This is a genomic window from Rahnella sp. BCC 1045 (genome assembly GCF_019049615.1).
In the GTDB taxonomy this organism is placed as follows: Bacteria; Pseudomonadota; Gammaproteobacteria; order Enterobacterales; family Enterobacteriaceae; genus Rahnella; species Rahnella contaminans.
Window position 1 is genome coordinate 1 of the sequence record NZ_JAFMOZ010000074.1, and the last position, 16,938, is coordinate 16,938.

The following is a 16,938-nucleotide window of genomic DNA, read 5'->3' on the forward strand; positions in this document are numbered from 1 at the left end:
CGATTATAATCCACAAATTTAGTCTATTAAGCTCATTTGAATTAAATATAAAAATAAATAGCCAGTCTCAACCATTACTTACTTGCCTCACTATTCTCATACTAAACTGTTTAGTTAATAATTTACCCCCCACTTTCAATCGCGCTAGGATTATAGTGCATAAATCTAGTGAATACATTAGGTTACCTTTAAAAAGTGGTTTTGAAAATTAGAACTACCAGTCCCTTCGCTGTAACTTCATCTACTAAACACTCAAACTCACCATCATGCCCAGTAATTCGTAATTTATTCCCAGGTCGTTTAGACACTGAATAAACATCTAGGGTGCCATCAATATCTAGCAGCCATAATCCATTTGATAAATAGCTAACATCCATTTCAATCAGCCACGCTGATTTTCCACTACGGACATAGTTCAGCCTTTCTAAATTAACACCTTCAGGGACAAAGCAGTTATCAATGTAGCAAAAACCATCATCATCAAGTTTGCCTGCCAGAAGTATTTTTTTACAGATCGTTGGTATTTCTGAGGTTACATGTTCTTCCTGCGATTTAGTATTCATCTCACCTGTAGCTAACCATCCAAGTGAAACACCCGTGTCTAATGCGCAGGCAATCACTACATCACCAGGGAAATATTCTCGACGAACCCATGTGCTTATAGTTCCCGTTGATATACCGAGATATTCACTTAATTCCTTTTGAGTAGCAAAGCCGTAAGCGTTCATGACTCTCTTAAGGACTGCTTTCCCGCCGGTTGAAAGCATCTTTTCAATGAGGGCTTTACCTTGCTCAGATCGTGAGGGAACACTTTTAAAGGCCATACGTTCAATATTTGCATTTGCAAATTCCCCGGTAACTAACCAGCGAAGGTCTGAACCAGTATCTAAAGCACATTTAATGATTGGGTTACCTGGAACACTGCCACGCTGAAGCCAGCCACTTATGTTGTTAGCAGGTATGGCAAGTGCCTCAGCTAAACTTTTTTGAGAACTAACTCCATACGCCAACATCAATCTGTTCAGGATTTCCTGACTATCCATTTTTTCGCCAATCATAAAAAACACCGAAGTGATAAAAAAACATTTACCAAATCGTTTTTGCGATCTAAAGTGACAACACACCACATGTTACACAGTAGAACTCAAACGACAGAAAGGAGATTTTGCGTTATGTCACCTCAGAATGCAATTCAAGTACCCTCAGATAAGACGACCGTTTCTAAGGAACTGTTAAACTCTGTAGTATCCCAGTTGCTACCGGTCTTGGAGTCAGCCCTGTCCGCGACTATTGTGAACTCAATAAGTTTGCAACTGACCACACTCGCTAACTCCCCGACAATCTCTAAAAAGGATTTTGCTGCAATCAACGGCATCAGCTCCGCAGTCCTCGAAAAGTGGATCGCGAATGGCGTAGTCCTGCTTGCACCAACGCCTTCAACCACAATCACTCAGCAACGCAAAAACCGAAAAACAGGTCAAATGCAAACTGTTGTTATGGAACGTCATGGCAATGCCCTGATCAATCTTGAGGCCTGGCGTGAGAAAAATCGTCAGCAAGCCATAAAGTGCCGCTACATAAATCGTTGAGTCAGATTATTCAAACTAGCAGGGACTAACAATGTTTGATTATCGCGTTTCCAAACACGCTCACTTTGACGATGCATGTAAGGCATTTGTGAATCGTCATAACCTTACCGAACTTGCAGCACTGATGGGCACTAAGCCCCAAATCCTGCGCAATAAGTTCAACCCTGAGCAACCTCATAAGCTTACCTGTGAGGAAGTTCTTTTAATCACTGATCTGACTGAGGACGCTAGCCTTCTCGATGGCATGCTGGCACAGATAAACTGCCTGCCGTCAGTACCGGTCAATGAAATTGCTACTTCTAATCTTTCAACCTACGCACTTCAGGCAACTGCCGCTGTAGGTTCTATTGCAGCTGATGCAGTGAAAGGTGGTGCGGTCAGTTCACAGCGTCGAATGTCCTTACTTGAAGGTGTTAATGCCGGTATTCGTCATCTGTCACTGATCGGCTTAGTTGTTCAAGGCCGAGTTCAGGCATCTCCAGCTCTGGCTTCTGCAGTTGGTGCCATTGCAAGCGTCACGACAAATGGGCTGATGTAACGATGGCTGTTTCTATTGCTCCATTTTTAAAACAGCAAAGCCCATCTCGCCACTTCGGCAATGGCTGTATTGAGTTGCCAGGTGGAAAGCGTTGGAACCCTTCAATGTCACAACCCACTGCCCCGCAGGCCGTGAGAAATTCAAAACCGCTTATAAAGCGTCTGTTTAGTTGAGGTGATTATGTCTTTAGTGAATGAAGAACATATTCAAATAGGTAAAAAACATATTTCCCGAATTAAAGAGATGTTTGATTTCAGAAAGAATGTAGCGCAGGAAACATTTGATACTCAGCCGCTGCATATGCGTAGAACAATCTGTTTTCATGCTGGCTTATCTCGTCGCCATCTTGAGATGAAGTTTGCTGAATTAACGCCGACGGAAAGGCATCAAGTAGTTGTGGCGCTAAATTCTTTGCTTGGTTTAACTGAATCACTGCCGAAATTTATCAGTGATGATGATTGCAAGATAAATATTAAACACTAACCCGTATTCAAACTAATTGGCGTCAACTCGCCGGGCATTCGTTTGCCCAAAAACAGGAGCTCTGCATGAAAAATATGGTTGATAACACCCGTCAGAATATTGTTGGTTTGCCAGTTATGACCATTGATTTAGCTTCACCAGAACGCGATTACACATCAGTTCTTGATTTGTCGTTGATGCTCGACACTGCTCGTAATGAAGAACGCGCTAATAGAGCGGTGGTGTTTGCCGGTCGCCTTGAAGCGATTGCCAGTTTCATTCTCAAACGTGAAATGACAGGAATTGAAGCTGCTGAAGCACTCCGCATTGAAGCTAACCGAATCCAAAGTGAAGCGGAGGCGTAACAATGGCTGATGCAATTGACACCGCCCAGGAACGCGCTGATCTCGTCCTTTCCGCCCAAATCCAAGCCGCCCGCGCAACTGTTGCAGGCGTTTCCGCAATGTTCTGCATCGAGTGTAATCGTCCGATACCAGAGGAACGCCGTGCAGCTCTTCCAGGTGTTGAGCTTTGTGTCTACTGCAAAGAACTCGCCGAGTTGAACGCCAGACATTACAGAGGAAACAAGTGATCGTTTTCTCAGTGGCATTACTCATCCTGGCCGGTATTAACGCTGGCTATCTGGTCATTGATATCAAAGACGGTATGTAATGCAGACCAGCCGTTTTACCCCTCAGATTAAAACGCCCGAAGTCTGGGCGTTTCCCTGGAATAAACCACGCCAGGCCGTTTCTGGCCTCGAAAGACCGCTTACCCGTGATGAATACGATCAGGGGCAAGCTGTTTTAATCAGAGTAAAAAACCTCTCTACCGATCTGCGGGAAATTTTTACAGGCCGCCATGCGTATCTGCTGAAAACACAGGGCATTCACGCCGCAAATAAATATCTGGTTTATACCCTGGGTCGCAGCATCCTTCCCCGCGTCGAAGCGGTCAATGCCGCTCATGCGATGAATGTTAATGCTTCCATGAAATTCATGTCTGAGGCAGACACTTATCACAGCCTGCCGAGCATGAGCGATAAACCGCTGCGCCGATTCGCGCAGGGCATTGCCGGACAACTCAAAGAAATCTATGAAGACCATTGTGATCAGCTGCTTGCTCGATACAACGGGGATAATTCGATTCTTTTTGAGGGTGATACACAGTGCGACCTGTACAGCGAAATCGCAGGTATGGCACAGGCTTTCAATGTCACGCCGATGTACTGGACAAGGTATTGCAAAGGCAGGCTGGATGCCGTTTCCGCTATCGCCTCCATGTCGCGCCTGGTTAATCCGGATTGGTGGTTACGCCAGTTGAAAGGCCAGCGCACCCGCTGGCGTGAATCCTTGTTGATCGCCATTGGCAAAGTAAACCGTGACGCGTCCCCGTATGCCAGTAAGCAGGCTATACGTGAGGTCCGCGCCCGCCGTCTGTCGAATCTCGACTACCTGAAAAGTTGCGACCTGGAAAACATCGAAACCGGCGAGCGTTTCAGTCGGATCGATAAAGTGATGGCGAGTATTTCAAACCCTGAAATCCGCCGTATGGAGTTAATGAGCACTATTGCCGGCACCGAAAAATATGCCGCTGCAAATGGCGACGTCGGGATGTTCCTGACCATTACCACCCCGTCCAAATATCACCCGACTCGCATGGTCGGTAAGGGCGATAAAAAGCGAGTTCAGCGAAATCACGCCTGGGACAAAGAAGCATATACCCCAAAAGATGCACAGCGTTATCTGTGCGGGATCTGGAGCAAAATGCGCACCGCGTTCAAAGATAGCGGCCTGTCCGTTTACGGGATGCGGGTTGTCGAACCTCACCACGACGCGACGCCGCACTGGCACATGATGTTATTCACAAAGCCAGCCATGCGTCAGCGGGTGATCAACATCATGCGCAAATACGCCATGAAAGAAGACGGTGAAGAACGCGGTGCAGCTAAAAACCGCTTTGACTGTAAGCACCTGAACCGTGGCGGCGCGGCTGGCTATATCGCCAAATACATTGCAAAGAACATCGACGGTTACGCCCTGGAAGGCGAGCGAGACCACGAAACCGGCGAGTTGCTGACAGACTCTGCTGCCGCCGTTACTGCCTGGGCTGCTACCTGGCGTATTCCGCAATTTCATCCTATCGGCCTGCCTACTATGGGCTCATACCGTGAGTGCCGCCGTATCCGTTCCATCAGTCTGACTGAAACCTTTGACGAAGAAGTGGAAGCCGTCCGCACTGCAGCTGATGCCGGTGACTTTATGGCGTACATGTCAGCCCAGGGCGGCGCAAATGTCCCACGAGACGATCAGACTGTACGTGTAGCCCGCCGCGTTGCTGCTGAACTGAACGCCTACGACGAAGAAGTGAAAAAGGTTGTTGGCATTTTTGCCCCTCACCTCGGCGACGCCCGTGTTTATGAAACCCGTACAACTCAATGGCGCATCGTTTCTTCCGCCGTTGACGTTGAGGTTTTGACTTCAAAAAGCGCCCACGGCGCGCCTCGGAGTCCTGTCAATAACTGTGGGTTAGGTGGAAAGAAACAGGCTACAAATTGGCGTGATAGCCAGGCTGGGAACGCGCCTACAGCGTCTAATTCTGACAGCCTGCGAGTTATTGACTGGACAGACACTGCCGCCGTGAGGGCGATTGTGGCGCGTATAAGGGAGGAAACACCAAGAGTCAGCAAGGCGCAGCGAAGTTTTGACCCAACAAAGGGGCGCGATATTGCCCCATCAGCAAGATTGACGCCTGAAGAACGGGCGCGACTGCCTCAGATTGAACAGGAATTGCTTAAAAACGATATCAAAGCTCAAAGATGGGAGCTGGAAGCATTAACCCGGGGAGCCAAAATCAGTTTTGGTGATGTTGTGACCCATCATCCCCCTCTTATGGACTAGCAGGAATTTTATGACGACTAGGACTGTTTAAACATTCATCTAAGCTATTGGTTAAAAAGTAACATTCAGTTTTTATTGGAATTTGTTAAGGAATGGTAATATTATACTGTATAAATAAACAGTGCATTGGAGTGAGTAATGGAATCCTCTCATGAGCTAAAGATGGCTTTGATAAAAATCCGGCTTATGGCTGACATCGCACAGTCAGGCCAGTGCAGAAATGACGACTACGCACTGGTGATGGAAATGATCTCTGACATGGCCGATCGCGTTCTGGATGAAGCAGACACGCCGTCAGCGCCATTCTCTGTTTACGACGATGAAGAATAGCCAGGATTGCGGGTGATCTCTCTTTGTAAGCTCTGCATGCAGTGAGTGCATGATTTTGCATTGTGATCGCCCTGCTCTTTTCTCCCCGCGACACCAGTGCTGGCGTGGATCACAGTGGATCACGCAAGTGCATCAAAAGCGACCTATAAAGCGGGCAGGCGTGGCGGGGATAGCATTGCGCGCAGTAACAATTGATCATTGAGGCAGGAGTAAAAGTGAATGAAATGCATTTTTTCATATCTCGAAAATTGTGCCTTTGCCTATTGAACAAATTCTCACTAAATCATGCGAATTGGCATTAAAGGCTCTTGCAAAGCAAGTCTTTTTTGCTAATCTAACTCTAAATTAACAGTTCAATTAAGGGATTATTCATGAGTCAAGCTTTGCCTTCAAGGCTTCATAAAGAGCCTCTTATAAACGTTTTATTTGAAATGCGTTTTGAGGCAGGCTTGCCCTTGTCAAATATACTACCTGGCATTCTATACATTACATTAAGATGCTCAGATATTGTAAAAACTCCTCATGCAGAACTGCCAGAGTTTGTAAGAAATAGCGATCCTAATTTAGCATATGCACCTTTATTATATTTAATATGGGATAACTATGAGATTCATATTAGCGACCGTTCTGTTCTGCTCGCTTGTAAGCTTCCATATAAAGGTTGGACTCAATTCAAAGGGAGAATACTTGAACTCCTTGAGAAAATAAATGAAGCTAGTGTAGCCCAAGGTGTTGAGCGATATTCACTAAAGTACGTTGATCTAATTAAGCCTAATGATGATGTGAATATATCATCACTCTTAAACATAAACGTAGAGATGGGTGGCAATGATTTCAACCTTTCTTCACTTCAGCTTAGGGCTGAGAGGAATGAAGGTGATACCATAATTATTATGCAATTATTAGGACAAGCCACTGCATACTTATCTGACAATAGTGAGAGGTCAGGTCTCCTGATCGATATTGATTGTATTAATAATTTGAACAACCCCAAATTACCTACAATAATGCCAAGTTTTTCAGCATCAATTGATAAACTTCATACGGTCAATAAAAAGGCTTTTTTTAGCCTCTTAACATTGCAAGGCACTGAGTATTTGGAGCCGTCTTATGAGTGATATGGTAATTATCAGTAACAACACAGTTTCATCTATGAGAATTTCCGCTGCTACTCAAAAAAATGAGGATGCCAAGCTAATTACAAAAAATTTAGGAAGCTTACCTTCTTACTCTTTAAAGAAAAATAATATGGCCTCCGCATCTCAATCATATGCTGCAACCGTACATTATAACTTTGCTTTGTCAAAAGTTGATGGATTTACTGATTTATCAGTAGGATGGGATGGTTTTGATGCTAACCCACCAACTCTTCAAGCAATTTACGATGCTAAGTTTTTTATAGATAATAATATTAGAAAGTTAGGTTTGGTTATGCCCATAATCCGAGCTATTACGGATGGTGAAATTAATTTATTCTGGGATTTAAGAGACATAATTTTAGATGTTGCAATATTTGGAGACGGGAACTTCTCATACTACTCTAATTTAAAAAAATTAAATGAGGAGAATTACGACGACTTACCTATAAATGAATCTCTCCCGTATGAGTATATTGAAATGTTAAAAGTGAAATAGGTATGGATGAAGAAAAAATTGTCATTGACGATAATGATGAATTGCTTCGATTACTTTTTTCGTCGGAGCACTTTGACAACGGAATAATTAAGGATCAAGGAATACCAACACAAGATCTACAAAAAAGAGGCTACAGTTTAGATTTAAAAAAAATAGCCTCAAAAGCAGTACTGGAACAAAGGGCTTCCACTCAGTCTTCAAAGGCTAAAAGCCCAGAAGATAGAAAAGATGCATATATATCTTATCTATTAAAAGGTGATGCAATACAAGCTACTGATCCTGATGGCACATCATTATTCAAAGTGATGCACTCACCTATTGATGATAACCCAGCACACACTTCGTTGCTTTGCATAGAAAGCGAACAGACAAAATCTTATTATGTAATGGCAAGAAATAAATTAAGGCCTTTATTATTAAGAAAAATCATTAGCATTAAAGATTTCCTTTCTTAAGCTAGGGCATAAGCTAAAAACTCCACAATATAAACTGATGTCCAAGTATTCACCTCCTTCATCCTCTCCTGCAGCGGCGTCAGTTCATTCCTTACGAACACCTGCGCCGCCTTCTCCACATCCCCAAACCCACCCGCATTATCAGGGATAATCCCCATCATCTGCGGTGGCACACGGTGCGCGCTCAGCAGATCGTCACGGCTGGATTTCTTGATATTGAAGAAATCATCCTTAGTGGCGACTTCACTCAGCGGCAGAATCTGGATGCCGTCTTTCTTGCCGTTCGGCGCGTACATGAACAGGTTGCGGAAGTTGCCCAGGCCTTTAGTATCTCGCATCGCCTTACGCATGGAGTCAATATCACTGCTGCTCTGCGCGGCATCGGTCATATACAAGATGTAGCCTGCATGCGCGCCGTTCTGGTAATACTTACGGCGGAACAGCGTCGCGGCCTCGTTTAACCAAGCAGAGTTCAGCGCGCTCAGGTATTCCGGCAAACCGTAAATCTCCTGATTAATGTCCGGTTCGATAAGATGGAAGATGCTGCCTGCTGCGAACTGATGCGGCTCTTTCCATCCCTGTACAAACCAGTAAGTCCCCTCCTCCACTCCTCGTCGTACATATTTAGCCGGCACAGCCTCAAAGCGTAACGGTTCGCCGAGCTGGTTGCGGATCAGTTCCAGATACGCATTCCCGAACACCAGATAATCTAGCGCAAATTTGCTGAACTCCTGCTGGCTCAGCAGCGGATGCGGGATAAATGTCGAGGCGAGGATATTACGCTTCACGTAAATCGGAGAGCTGTGATGAACGGCGGCGCGAAGGCTGCGGGCAAGACCGTCGAAACTGACCGGTGGCTCATACCAGCGGCCATTACCCGTGCATTCGATGTAATCCAGAATCTCACGGCGGTCTAACACCGGCGTAGGGTCACCAAAGCTGAACATCTCTGCACCCTGCTGGTTTTCGGTGGTGTTGGTCTGCGTGGCTTTACGGTATTTACGCTTGCTCATTTAATAAAACTCCAGAATGTTCGGGCTTTGTCCGCCATTGGCGGCGGTAAGCGGTTCATTTAACAGGGCGTGCATGATTGCCCAAGCGACGTCGGCGTGGCTGGCCTCTTCACTGCGGCTGGCTTCGTAGGTTGAACGGTTGCCGCTGGCGGTCATGGTTTTGCGGATCGCCATAAACGAAGCAGTGATGTCTGTGTGTCCGGTGTCGTATTCCAGGCGGCCGGAGCTGATGGTGTCCTTTGCTTTGAGTACCAGTGCGGTTTTCACCTCGGGGCTGTAACGGATCTCGCGCGCCGCAGGAAAGAACTGCTGAACAAGCTGAAATACCCCCTGCCCGATGCCGGTGGCATCGATGCCAATGTATTCCACGGCATAACGATTGGTGAGTTCCTCGATGCTTTTGGCCTGCGCTGCAAAGTCCATGCCCTTCCACTGGTGACGCTCGAGCACGCGGAACTTGCCGCCAGACACCACCGGCGGAGCGATCACCGCACAGCCTGCGCTGTCGCCGGTATGCGACGGGTCATAACCGATCCACACGGGACGATAGGCAAATGGCCGTTTGAGGTACGGGTCGAAGTCTTCCCACTCGTCCAGGCTGTCCACCATGCATCCCTGCAACTCGGCGAACGGGAACACAGATGCCTGATCGTCAACGAACTCACACATCAGCAGGTTTTCATATTCAGCGGGGCTGTATTCCAGTTGCAGTTGTTCCAGATCGAACAGATTGCAGCCGCCTGACAGTGCGTCTTCCACCGTCACAATCTGCCGCCACTGACCGTCATCGCATAGCACGCCTTTTGACAAGTGCGCATGCGTCAGATCCAGGTCAATTCTGTCGGCTTTATTGCTACGGCCTTTGTTGAACAGTTCACCAGACCAGAACGGATAGGCACTGTGTGCCAGGCTGGACGGCGTGGAGAAGTAGGTGCTTCGCCATTTCTTATGCAGTGACATGCCGGAGGCGACCTTGCGCAGCTCCTGAAATTTAGGGATCCAGAAGTATTCGTCCAGATAGAGATTGCCGGTATAGCTTTGCGCGGTGCGGACGTTGGTGCCGAGGAAAATCAGCCGTGCGCCGTTAGGCAGTACTATTGGGTCGCCTTTCAAATCGACGTCCACCTGTCTCGCAAAGTCGATGATGTAGTTCTTAAAGACGTGCGCCTGCGCCTTACTGGCCGACAGGAAAATCTGATTACGGCCGGTGGTCAGTGCATCAATCAGCGCTTCCCTAGCAAAGTAGAAGGTTGCGCCAATCTGACGGGACTTGAGGATGTTGCGAATACGGTGCTGTAATCCGGCCTGATGCCAGCCGCGCTGATACTCAAACGATGTATCAACAAAGATATCGCCCAGCTTTTCGATGGCTTCATCGCTAAAAACATTCTTTTCCGGCGCTTTGCGTTCGCCCTTATTACGGTTGACAACGTTCGGATTTAAATCAGCCTCGCTGCCGGTATGGTTGTAGCGGTTTACCCGTGCCAGGCGTTCAATCTGTCGGCCTAACAGGTCGATCTCTTTGTAGTCCTTCCCCTCCTTCACATCTTTCATAACGAGCTGGATAAGCCGCGCTTCCATGCTGGTTTCCACGCGAGAAATGGGCGCAATGGCCTCCCACTGATCGCGAGTTTTCCAGCTCTGCACGGTCGGCGTTTTTTGGCTCAGCATTTCCCCGATTTGCCGCACGGAAAAACCCTGCCAGTAAAGCAGTGCCGCCTGTCGGCGCGGGTCGCTGATGATGGTGGAGTTTGAAATATTCATGCTGCCACGTTACCGGCCAGACAGCGGTTTTTCGCGCTGCCCACGTTGTGCCATCGGGCAACAACCCGCATCGGCTGGCGGCCTGCGGTGACTGTCTGGAAACTAACTCCTGTTCTCAACACTCATCACCGGAGTCAGTTACATGGCAAAGAAAGTATCGAAATGGTTCCGCATCGGGGTCGAAGGCGACACCTGCGACGGCCGAGAAATTGATGCTAACGACATCAAGCAAATGGCGGAGACGTACAGCGCGAAAGCCTACGGTGCCCGCGTCAATCTGGAGCACATCAAAGGCGTTTTACCGACCAGTGATTTCCGCCGCTATGGCGACGTGATCCAGCTTAAAGCCGACCAAATTGATGACGCGGCTGAACCGCTGCTGCATGACAAATGGGCGCTGTACGCAATGATCAGCCCGACTGCGGATTTAACGCAGATGGTCGGCGACGGGCAGAAGGTTTACACCTCGATGGAGATCAAACGTAACTTCGCCAACTCCAATAAATCCTACCTGGTCGGTCTTGCCGTCACCGACGACCCTGCCAGCCTCGGCACTGAAATGCTGGAGTTCAGCCGAACAGCTAAACAGAACCCGCTCGCCGGTCGTAAATCCGATCCGGACAGCCTCTTCACCGTCGCCACCGAAGCACTGATTGAGTTTGAAGATGCGCCGGAAACTGCCCCTTCTCTTTTCGCCCTGGTGAAACAAAAGCTTTCACGTAAACAGGCGTCAGACGATGCCCGGCTGGCCGATGTTCACGAAGCCGTCAGCGAAGTCGCTCAATACGCTCAGACCGGACTGGATAAACATGAAACCAGCCTGACCGACCTGCTGAGCCGCGTCGATACGCTGGAGAAAACCACCGCTGCGGATCATGAGGCATTTGCCGCACTGAAGAACACGCTAACGCAGACACCGGCGCAGAAGTTCGGCCAGCGTCCGCAAGCTACAGGCGGCGCAGGCGTAGACGAGACGGTCACCGACTGCTGATCCGACACCTTTAACTCATTCTCAGGAAACATCTCATGAAAAAAGAAACGCGCTTTAAATTTAATGCGTTCCTGTCTCAGCTCGCCAAACTCAACAAAGTTGACGTCGGCACGCTGGACAAGAAATTTAACGTTGAGCCGTCCGTCACGCAGACGCTGATGACTCGCCTGCAGGAATCTTCAGAGTTCCTGACCCGGATCAACATCATTCCGGTGGACGAAATGATGGGCACGAAAGTTGGCGTCGGCGTGACCGGTACGATTGCCAGTACAACCAACACTGATGCGGGTGACGAGCGTGAAACCGCTGATTTCACCAAGCTCGATCAGGAAGGCTATCACTGCACCAAAACCAACTACGACTTCCACTGGATGTACAGCAAGCTGGACTTATGGGCGCGATATAACGATTTTCAGACCCGCCTGCGTGACGCCATTATCAAGCGTCAGGCGTTGGATCGCATCCTGGTCGGCTTTAACGGTGTTTCCCGCGCACCGACGTCTAACCGCGTTCAGAATCCGCTGTTGCAGGATGTCGGCGTGGGCTGGCTGCAAAAATACCGGCTGAATGCCCCGTCCAAAGTGATGGGGATGATTGTCGCCGAAGATGGCACCGTGACTAATGAGGCGGTAAAAGTCGGTGGTAAAGGTGAATACAAAAATCTCGACGCGCTGGTCTTTGATGCGGTGAATGAACTGATCGACCCCATCTATCAGGACGACACCGAACTGGTAGTTATCTGCGGCCGCAAGCTGCTCGCGGATAAGTATTTCCCGCTGATCAACAAACAGCAGCCAAACACAGAGGCAATGGCTGCCGATTTAATCATCAGCCAGAAACGCATCGGCAATCTACCTGCCGTTCGTGTGCCCGGCTTCCCTGCTAACGCCATGCTGATCACCCGTCTGGATAACCTGTCTATTTACTGGCAGGACGGCACGCACCGTCGTCACGTTGAGGAAGTACCAAAGCGTGACCGCATCGAAAACTACGAATCCATTAACGAGGATTACGTAGTGGAAGATTACGGCTGCGGCTGTCTGATCGAGAACATCGAAGTAGCCGCCGGAGAAGACGACGCCGCTGAAAAGACCGAACTCAGTAAATTCACCTCGGCGATTGTTGATGCCATCAAAACTGCATCCGGTACCACTGCACCGGCAGCTCAGGAGTAAGCCATGGCCAGCCCTGCCCGACGCCACTTGTTGCGGCAGTCAGCCATCGAAGCCGCGCAGCAGGATACCAGCCTGCTGCGTCATGCCACCGGCTATGAACTGCTGCTGCAAAAGCTCAATGCTGACCAGAAAGCCTTGAAGAAAGCTTATTCCGCAGAGAAAAAGGCTGAACTCAAACGCAAGATGCTGCCCGAATATGCGCCGTGGGTGGCGGGCGTTCTTGCCGAGGGGAAAGGTGCGCAGGACGCCATCCTGATGACCATCATGATCTGGCGTATTGATGCCGGTGATTATGCCGGTGCGTTGGAAATCGCCCGCTATGCGCTGCATTACAAGCTGGCGATGCCGTTCGGCAAACGCCCCGCCGGTTATGCGCTGGCGGAGGAAATCGCCGACATGAGCACCCGCGCTCATGCTGCCGGTGAGCAGGTCAGTCTCGATGTACTCATGACCACGATGGAACTGACGGAAAGCCAGGACATGCCGGATCAGGTACGCGCCAAGCTGCACAAAATTACCGGTTACCTGTATCGCGACGTGGAGAAACTGCCGCTTGCCCTGCAACACCTGAAACGCGCCTTCCAGCTGAACAGCAACTGCGGCGTTAAAAAGGATATTGAGCGGTTGGAATCAGCCATCAAAAAGGCTGCCAGCAGCTAAACAGAACGCGCCCCGCGCCGGACGGCACGCCAGCCGCGACAGGTCTGTGACCTCGTTCAACGCTGGCGTCCACCGTCCCCTATTCAGAGGTCACTATGTCTCTTGTTGTACCTGCACCAAAGCCGGACGCCGCGACGGAACCCGCGATCAAAAACACGCACTTCTGGCCGGATATCAGTCCGGTGGAGTTACGCGACACGCTGCGCCTGGAAGGAACGGTGACCACCAAACGTCTGCGCGCCGTCATTAAGTACGCTCTGACCGAAGTGAATGCCGAGCTTTACAGCTACCGCGTCGCACAACTGGCTCAGGGATACAAAACTCTCGCTGATGTCCCGGCTGATCAGATTGATGACGAAAGTATCAAAGTCTGCGCCTACCTGCGGGCGGTTTCATCCATCACAGCTGCCATTCTGGCGGAACGATATCCGAACAGTGATACCACCGATGCCGGCAGTAAAAAGGCAGAGATTGTCGAAAGCACGGTTGATGAACTGTGGCGTGATGGTCGCAATGCGATCAGCGATGTCGCTGGCGTGTCGCACTGTGTAATCGGTCTGCTCTGATGAAAGTCTATGCCGAACAAGGTGACACCGTAGATTCGCTCTGCTGGCGGTACTACGGGCGCACGGAATCGGTGGTTGAACACGTTTACGCGGCTAACGTTGGCTTAGCCGCACAGGGGGCAATTCTGCCCCATGGCTACGCGGTGGAGCTGCCGGATATTACCCAGGCCGCAGTCAGTGAAACCGTCTCACTTTGGGACTGATGACCATGGAGCGCATCACCTCGTTTATCTGTTATTGCATTGCCGTGTTTCTGGCCTGGTTGGGGGGAATGTCTTATCAGGATATCGCCTTTCTGGTGGGCGCAGGCGTCGGCGTCGCGACCTTCCTGGTGAACTGGTATTACCGTCGCAAAACCTACCGCCTGCTGAAAGAAATGGGCATCAGAGGGGACATTAATGCAGCCATCAATCGTTAGACGCTGCGCCGTCGCCGCAGTACTTGCGATTGCCGCGCTGCTGCCGCAAACGCCGACGTTGCAAACCTCCGCCGCCGGTCTGGCACTGATTGCCGATTTTGAAGGCTGCCGCCTGTCCGCCTATCAGTGCAGCGCGGGCGTCTGGACAAACGGCATCGGGCATACCGCAGGCGTGAAGCCGCAAACGCAAATCAGCGAGCGTCAGGCCGCCGTGAATCTGGTGGACGACGTGATGCGGGTGGAGAAAGGCATTGCCCGATGTATGGCGATCACCATGCCACAACCGGTGTATGACGCCGTGGTGTCCTTTGCGTTTAACGTCGGCGTGACGGCGGCCTGCAAATCAACGTTAGGGTTTTTCATCAACAAAGGCCGATGGCGTGACGCCTGCGAACAGCTGCCGCGCTGGGTGTTTGTGAAGGGCGAGCGCGTCACCGGCCTGGAACGCCGCCGTGCGAATGAGCTGGCCTACTGCCTGCGGGGAGTCTGATGCGCATTTTAATTTTGTTACTGCTGGCAGTCTGTGCGCTGGCGGGGCTGCAAACCTGGCGTATCGGTGGCCTGAATGAAAAAGCCGACCAGGCGCAGCGCATTATCGGCACGCTGTCCGCCGGTATTGAGAGCCGTGATGCTGCCATTAATCGCCTGAGCGATGATGCACTGAGACGCGAACGCCAGGAACAAACCCTGCGCGCACAGCTCTCACAAGCGGGGCAGTTAGCACGGGATCGTGAAATTCACCTTCAAAGGTTACTCAATGAAAATCAGGAAATGCGGGACTGGTATAGCGCTCGTCTGCCTGATGGCATTAGCCGGTTGCACCAACGCCCCGCCTTTGCCAGCGCCGCAGATTATTTACGTTGGCTGTCCGGCGGTAACCAGTTGCCCGATACCGGCAAGCTCACCGGTCACTAACGGCGATTTAAGCAGTGATGTCAGAAACCTGGAGGCCGAGCTGGTTGCCTGCGGCCTCCAGGTGGAAGCGGTCAAACAATGCCAGGAGGAACACCGTGTTAAAACCCGCCCAACTGAGAAAAGCGTTAACTGATGCGGTGCCCGTGCTGCAAACCAGCCCCGACACATTGCGGATGTTTGTGGATAACGGGCGTATCGTTTCCACGTTAGCCAGCTCGCTGTCGTTTGAGTATCAGTACCAGACGGAGCTGCTGATCACCAACTTTGCCCAGGACTGCGATCTGATTATTGTCCCGATCCTGGCGTGGCTGCGTGAGAACCAGCCGGACATTATGGCGACACCGGAAAAGCAGCAGACTGGCTTTAAATTTAAGGCCGATATGCTCGATGATGGCTCCTACGATATCGCGATTGACGTACAACTCACCGAGCGCGTGATTGTGAAACAGATTGAAGCCGGTCTGTACGTGGAGCATTTTCCGGAACCGCCACTGCCGGAGCCGGTGGAAAGGCCGCGTGAACTCTACCTGCACGGCGAGTTAGTGAGTCATTGGCATGAGTGAACTGTCTGCGTTTGATACCCGCCTGGCGGGATTGATTGCGGCGCTGTCACCGCAAAGCCGGAAAGCCCTAGCGGCGACCATTGCGAAGCGGCTGCGCAAACATCAGCAGCAGCGCATTAAGCAGCAGGTCACGCCGGAGGGGCAGCCCTTCACGCCCCGTCGCCCACAGCCGTTGCGTGCAAAGAAAGGCCGCATTAAGCGGGAGATGTTCGCCAAACTGCGCACGGCAAAATACATGAAGGCCAAAGGCACCGCTGACGATGCCGTGGTGGAATTTACCGGCCAGGTTCAGCGCATGGCGAAGGTGCATCAATACGGGCTGCGGGATCGCCCGTCTGTCCGTGCAAAGGAAATGCAGTATCCGGCGCGCCCGCTGTTAGGAATGGACACGGAGGATATGAAAATTGTGGAAGAAGAGTTGATTAACCTGCTGAGTCAGTAAACCACCAGCGCTTCTAGTCATCTGAGCAGCAATTTGTGGGTAATGGTTTTACTTATCACTGAAAGATTATCAGTATAAGAAACTGATAATTATTAGCTCAGAGGTAAGCAATGGATATCGAATTTGGGGCAATAACCCCTGTTAATAGCGATACAGAAGTCTGCGTAGAAGTAACGATTTTTACAAATGATATGAATGTTGAAAACATTAGCTTTTATCTGCGTTTGTCTGTAACACCAGAAGCAACTCTTGCCGACATAAAGCGTGAAACAAAAAAGATGGCTGCCTTAGAGATGCAAAAAGCTCTCGAATGGTTGTCAAAAGAGGGGGGAGACTAATAGATGCCCAAGTTGTGCCACCCGCCATCAACCTGCATCAAATTAATGCCGCCTGACAGGGCAGCATTAATTTATGCATGAATACATCCCAAACATTGTTAACTATTTCAATTTAAATAGTTAACAATGAATGTCAATTATTTATAAATAATCATTTGTAATGAAATAGGAAATGGTGTAAAAA

General features: G+C 49.8%; 27 protein-coding genes. 23 read left to right on the top strand and 4 right to left on the bottom strand.

The window, feature by feature from the left end; genetic code table 11:
- Positions 1–188 precede the first annotated feature (188 nt).
- Positions 189–1,058 (bottom strand): helix-turn-helix domain-containing protein, encoded by an 870-nt coding sequence (locus J1782_RS01155; RefSeq protein WP_254302880.1) that lies wholly within the window; start codon positions 1,056–1,058, stop codon positions 189–191.
- 114 nt (positions 1,059–1,172) lie between these two features.
- On the opposite strand from J1782_RS01155, the gene J1782_RS01160 reads away from it, so the two are divergent.
- From J1782_RS01160 to J1782_RS01210, 11 genes are all read left to right on the top strand, one after another.
- Positions 1,173–1,589, top strand: a complete 417-nt coding sequence (locus J1782_RS01160) for a hypothetical protein (protein ID WP_217152185.1) — start codon at positions 1,173–1,175, stop codon at positions 1,587–1,589.
- A gap of 31 nt (positions 1,590–1,620) precedes the next feature.
- On the top strand, positions 1,621–2,127 hold the full coding sequence (locus J1782_RS01165) for a phage regulatory CII family protein (protein WP_133822586.1): 507 nt from the start codon (positions 1,621–1,623) through the stop codon (positions 2,125–2,127).
- A 2-nt stretch (positions 2,128–2,129) separates the two neighbouring features.
- Positions 2,130–2,300, top strand: a complete 171-nt coding sequence (locus J1782_RS01170; protein WP_217152186.1) for a phage filamentation protein Fil family protein — start codon at positions 2,130–2,132, stop codon at positions 2,298–2,300.
- Positions 2,301–2,307: 7 nt separating this feature from the next.
- Positions 2,308–2,610, top strand: coding sequence for a hypothetical protein (locus J1782_RS01175; protein ID WP_217152187.1), 303 nt, complete (start codon positions 2,308–2,310; stop codon positions 2,608–2,610).
- Between the two features lie 65 nt (positions 2,611–2,675).
- Complete coding sequence (locus J1782_RS26285; RefSeq protein ID WP_254302881.1) at positions 2,676–2,954, top strand: DUF2732 family protein; 279 nt, start codon at positions 2,676–2,678, stop codon at positions 2,952–2,954.
- Positions 2,955–2,956: 2 nt separating this feature from the next.
- On the top strand, positions 2,957–3,181 hold the full coding sequence (locus J1782_RS01185; protein ID WP_217152188.1) for a TraR/DksA C4-type zinc finger protein: 225 nt from the start codon (positions 2,957–2,959) through the stop codon (positions 3,179–3,181).
- Between the two features lie 79 nt (positions 3,182–3,260).
- Positions 3,261–5,489, top strand: coding sequence for a replication endonuclease (locus J1782_RS01190; RefSeq protein ID WP_217152189.1), 2,229 nt, complete (start codon positions 3,261–3,263; stop codon positions 5,487–5,489).
- 162 nt (positions 5,490–5,651) lie between these two features.
- Positions 5,652–5,819: a hypothetical protein gene (locus J1782_RS01195; RefSeq protein WP_217152190.1), complete on the top strand. Its 168-nt coding sequence runs from the start codon at positions 5,652–5,654 to the stop codon at positions 5,817–5,819.
- A 371-nt stretch (positions 5,820–6,190) separates the two neighbouring features.
- Positions 6,191–6,937: a TIGR04255 family protein gene (locus J1782_RS01200; RefSeq protein ID WP_217152191.1), complete on the top strand. Its 747-nt coding sequence runs from the start codon at positions 6,191–6,193 to the stop codon at positions 6,935–6,937.
- Positions 6,930–7,454, top strand: coding sequence for a hypothetical protein (locus J1782_RS01205; protein WP_217152192.1), 525 nt, complete (start codon positions 6,930–6,932; stop codon positions 7,452–7,454). Before J1782_RS01200 ends, J1782_RS01205 begins: the two co-directional genes overlap by 8 nt.
- A 2-nt stretch (positions 7,455–7,456) precedes the next feature.
- Positions 7,457–7,909, top strand: a complete 453-nt coding sequence (locus J1782_RS01210; RefSeq protein ID WP_217152193.1) for a hypothetical protein — start codon at positions 7,457–7,459, stop codon at positions 7,907–7,909.
- On the opposite strand, the gene J1782_RS01215 is transcribed toward J1782_RS01210, so the two are convergent.
- The 3 genes from J1782_RS01215 to J1782_RS26455 are packed head-to-tail and all read right to left on the bottom strand — an operon-like array spanning position 7,906 to position 10,808.
- Positions 7,906–8,922, bottom strand: coding sequence for a phage portal protein (locus J1782_RS01215; RefSeq protein ID WP_217152194.1), 1,017 nt, complete (start codon positions 8,920–8,922; stop codon positions 7,906–7,908). The genes J1782_RS01210 and J1782_RS01215 overlap by 4 nt on opposite strands.
- On the bottom strand, positions 8,923–10,686 hold the full coding sequence (locus tag J1782_RS01220; RefSeq protein ID WP_217152195.1) for a terminase ATPase subunit family protein: 1,764 nt from the start codon (positions 10,684–10,686) through the stop codon (positions 8,923–8,925).
- On the bottom strand, positions 10,683–10,808 hold the full coding sequence (locus J1782_RS26455) for a hypothetical protein (protein ID WP_256443853.1): 126 nt from the start codon (positions 10,806–10,808) through the stop codon (positions 10,683–10,685). The genes J1782_RS01220 and J1782_RS26455 overlap by 4 nt, the downstream gene beginning before the upstream one ends.
- A 20-nt stretch (positions 10,809–10,828) precedes the next feature.
- Here J1782_RS26455 and J1782_RS01225 point away from each other — a divergent pair, with 20 nt between their 5' ends.
- The 12 genes from J1782_RS01225 to J1782_RS01275 all read left to right on the top strand — a co-directional run bounded on the left by J1782_RS01225 (position 10,829) and on the right by J1782_RS01275 (position 16,754).
- Positions 10,829–11,677, top strand: a complete 849-nt coding sequence (locus tag J1782_RS01225) for a GPO family capsid scaffolding protein (protein ID WP_217152196.1) — start codon at positions 10,829–10,831, stop codon at positions 11,675–11,677.
- Positions 11,678–11,712: 35 nt separating this feature from the next.
- On the top strand, positions 11,713–12,852 hold the full coding sequence (locus J1782_RS01230) for a phage major capsid protein, P2 family (RefSeq protein ID WP_217152197.1): 1,140 nt from the start codon (positions 11,713–11,715) through the stop codon (positions 12,850–12,852).
- A 3-nt stretch (positions 12,853–12,855) separates the two neighbouring features.
- On the top strand, positions 12,856–13,512 hold the full coding sequence (gene gpM / locus J1782_RS01235) for a phage terminase small subunit (RefSeq protein ID WP_217152198.1): 657 nt from the start codon (positions 12,856–12,858) through the stop codon (positions 13,510–13,512).
- Positions 13,513–13,607: 95 nt separating this feature from the next.
- Positions 13,608–14,078 carry a head completion/stabilization protein gene (locus J1782_RS01240; RefSeq protein WP_217152199.1) on the top strand — a complete coding sequence of 157 codons (471 nt, stop codon included), beginning with the start codon at positions 13,608–13,610 and terminating at the stop codon, positions 14,076–14,078.
- Positions 14,078–14,281 (top strand): tail protein X, encoded by a 204-nt coding sequence (locus J1782_RS01245; RefSeq protein WP_112286873.1) that lies wholly within the window; start codon positions 14,078–14,080, stop codon positions 14,279–14,281. Before J1782_RS01240 ends, J1782_RS01245 begins: the two co-directional genes overlap by 1 nt.
- A 5-nt stretch (positions 14,282–14,286) precedes the next feature.
- Positions 14,287–14,496, top strand: coding sequence for a phage holin (locus J1782_RS01250; protein ID WP_217152200.1), 210 nt, complete (start codon positions 14,287–14,289; stop codon positions 14,494–14,496).
- Positions 14,477–14,986, top strand: coding sequence for a lysozyme (locus J1782_RS01255; protein ID WP_217152201.1), 510 nt, complete (start codon positions 14,477–14,479; stop codon positions 14,984–14,986). The genes J1782_RS01250 and J1782_RS01255 overlap by 20 nt, the downstream gene beginning before the upstream one ends.
- The gene (gene lysB / locus J1782_RS26290) at positions 14,986–15,411 is read left to right on the top strand and encodes an Rz-like lysis system protein LysB (RefSeq protein WP_254302882.1); all 426 of its coding nucleotides are present in this window, start codon (positions 14,986–14,988) and stop codon (positions 15,409–15,411) included. Before J1782_RS01255 ends, lysB begins: the two co-directional genes overlap by 1 nt.
- Positions 15,299–15,544, top strand: coding sequence for an Rz1-like lysis system protein LysC (gene lysC, locus J1782_RS01260; RefSeq protein ID WP_254302883.1), 246 nt, complete (start codon positions 15,299–15,301; stop codon positions 15,542–15,544). The genes lysB and lysC overlap by 113 nt, the downstream gene beginning before the upstream one ends.
- On the top strand, positions 15,507–15,974 hold the full coding sequence (locus tag J1782_RS01265) for a phage tail protein (protein WP_217152203.1): 468 nt from the start codon (positions 15,507–15,509) through the stop codon (positions 15,972–15,974). The genes lysC and J1782_RS01265 overlap by 38 nt, the downstream gene beginning before the upstream one ends.
- Complete coding sequence (locus tag J1782_RS01270) at positions 15,967–16,416, top strand: phage virion morphogenesis protein (protein ID WP_217152204.1); 450 nt, start codon at positions 15,967–15,969, stop codon at positions 16,414–16,416. Before J1782_RS01265 ends, J1782_RS01270 begins: the two co-directional genes overlap by 8 nt.
- A gap of 110 nt (positions 16,417–16,526) precedes the next feature.
- A complete protein-coding gene (locus tag J1782_RS01275; RefSeq protein ID WP_217152205.1) occupies positions 16,527–16,754 on the top strand; it encodes a hypothetical protein in 228 nt (75 codons plus the stop codon).
- Positions 16,755–16,938 lie beyond the last annotated feature (184 nt).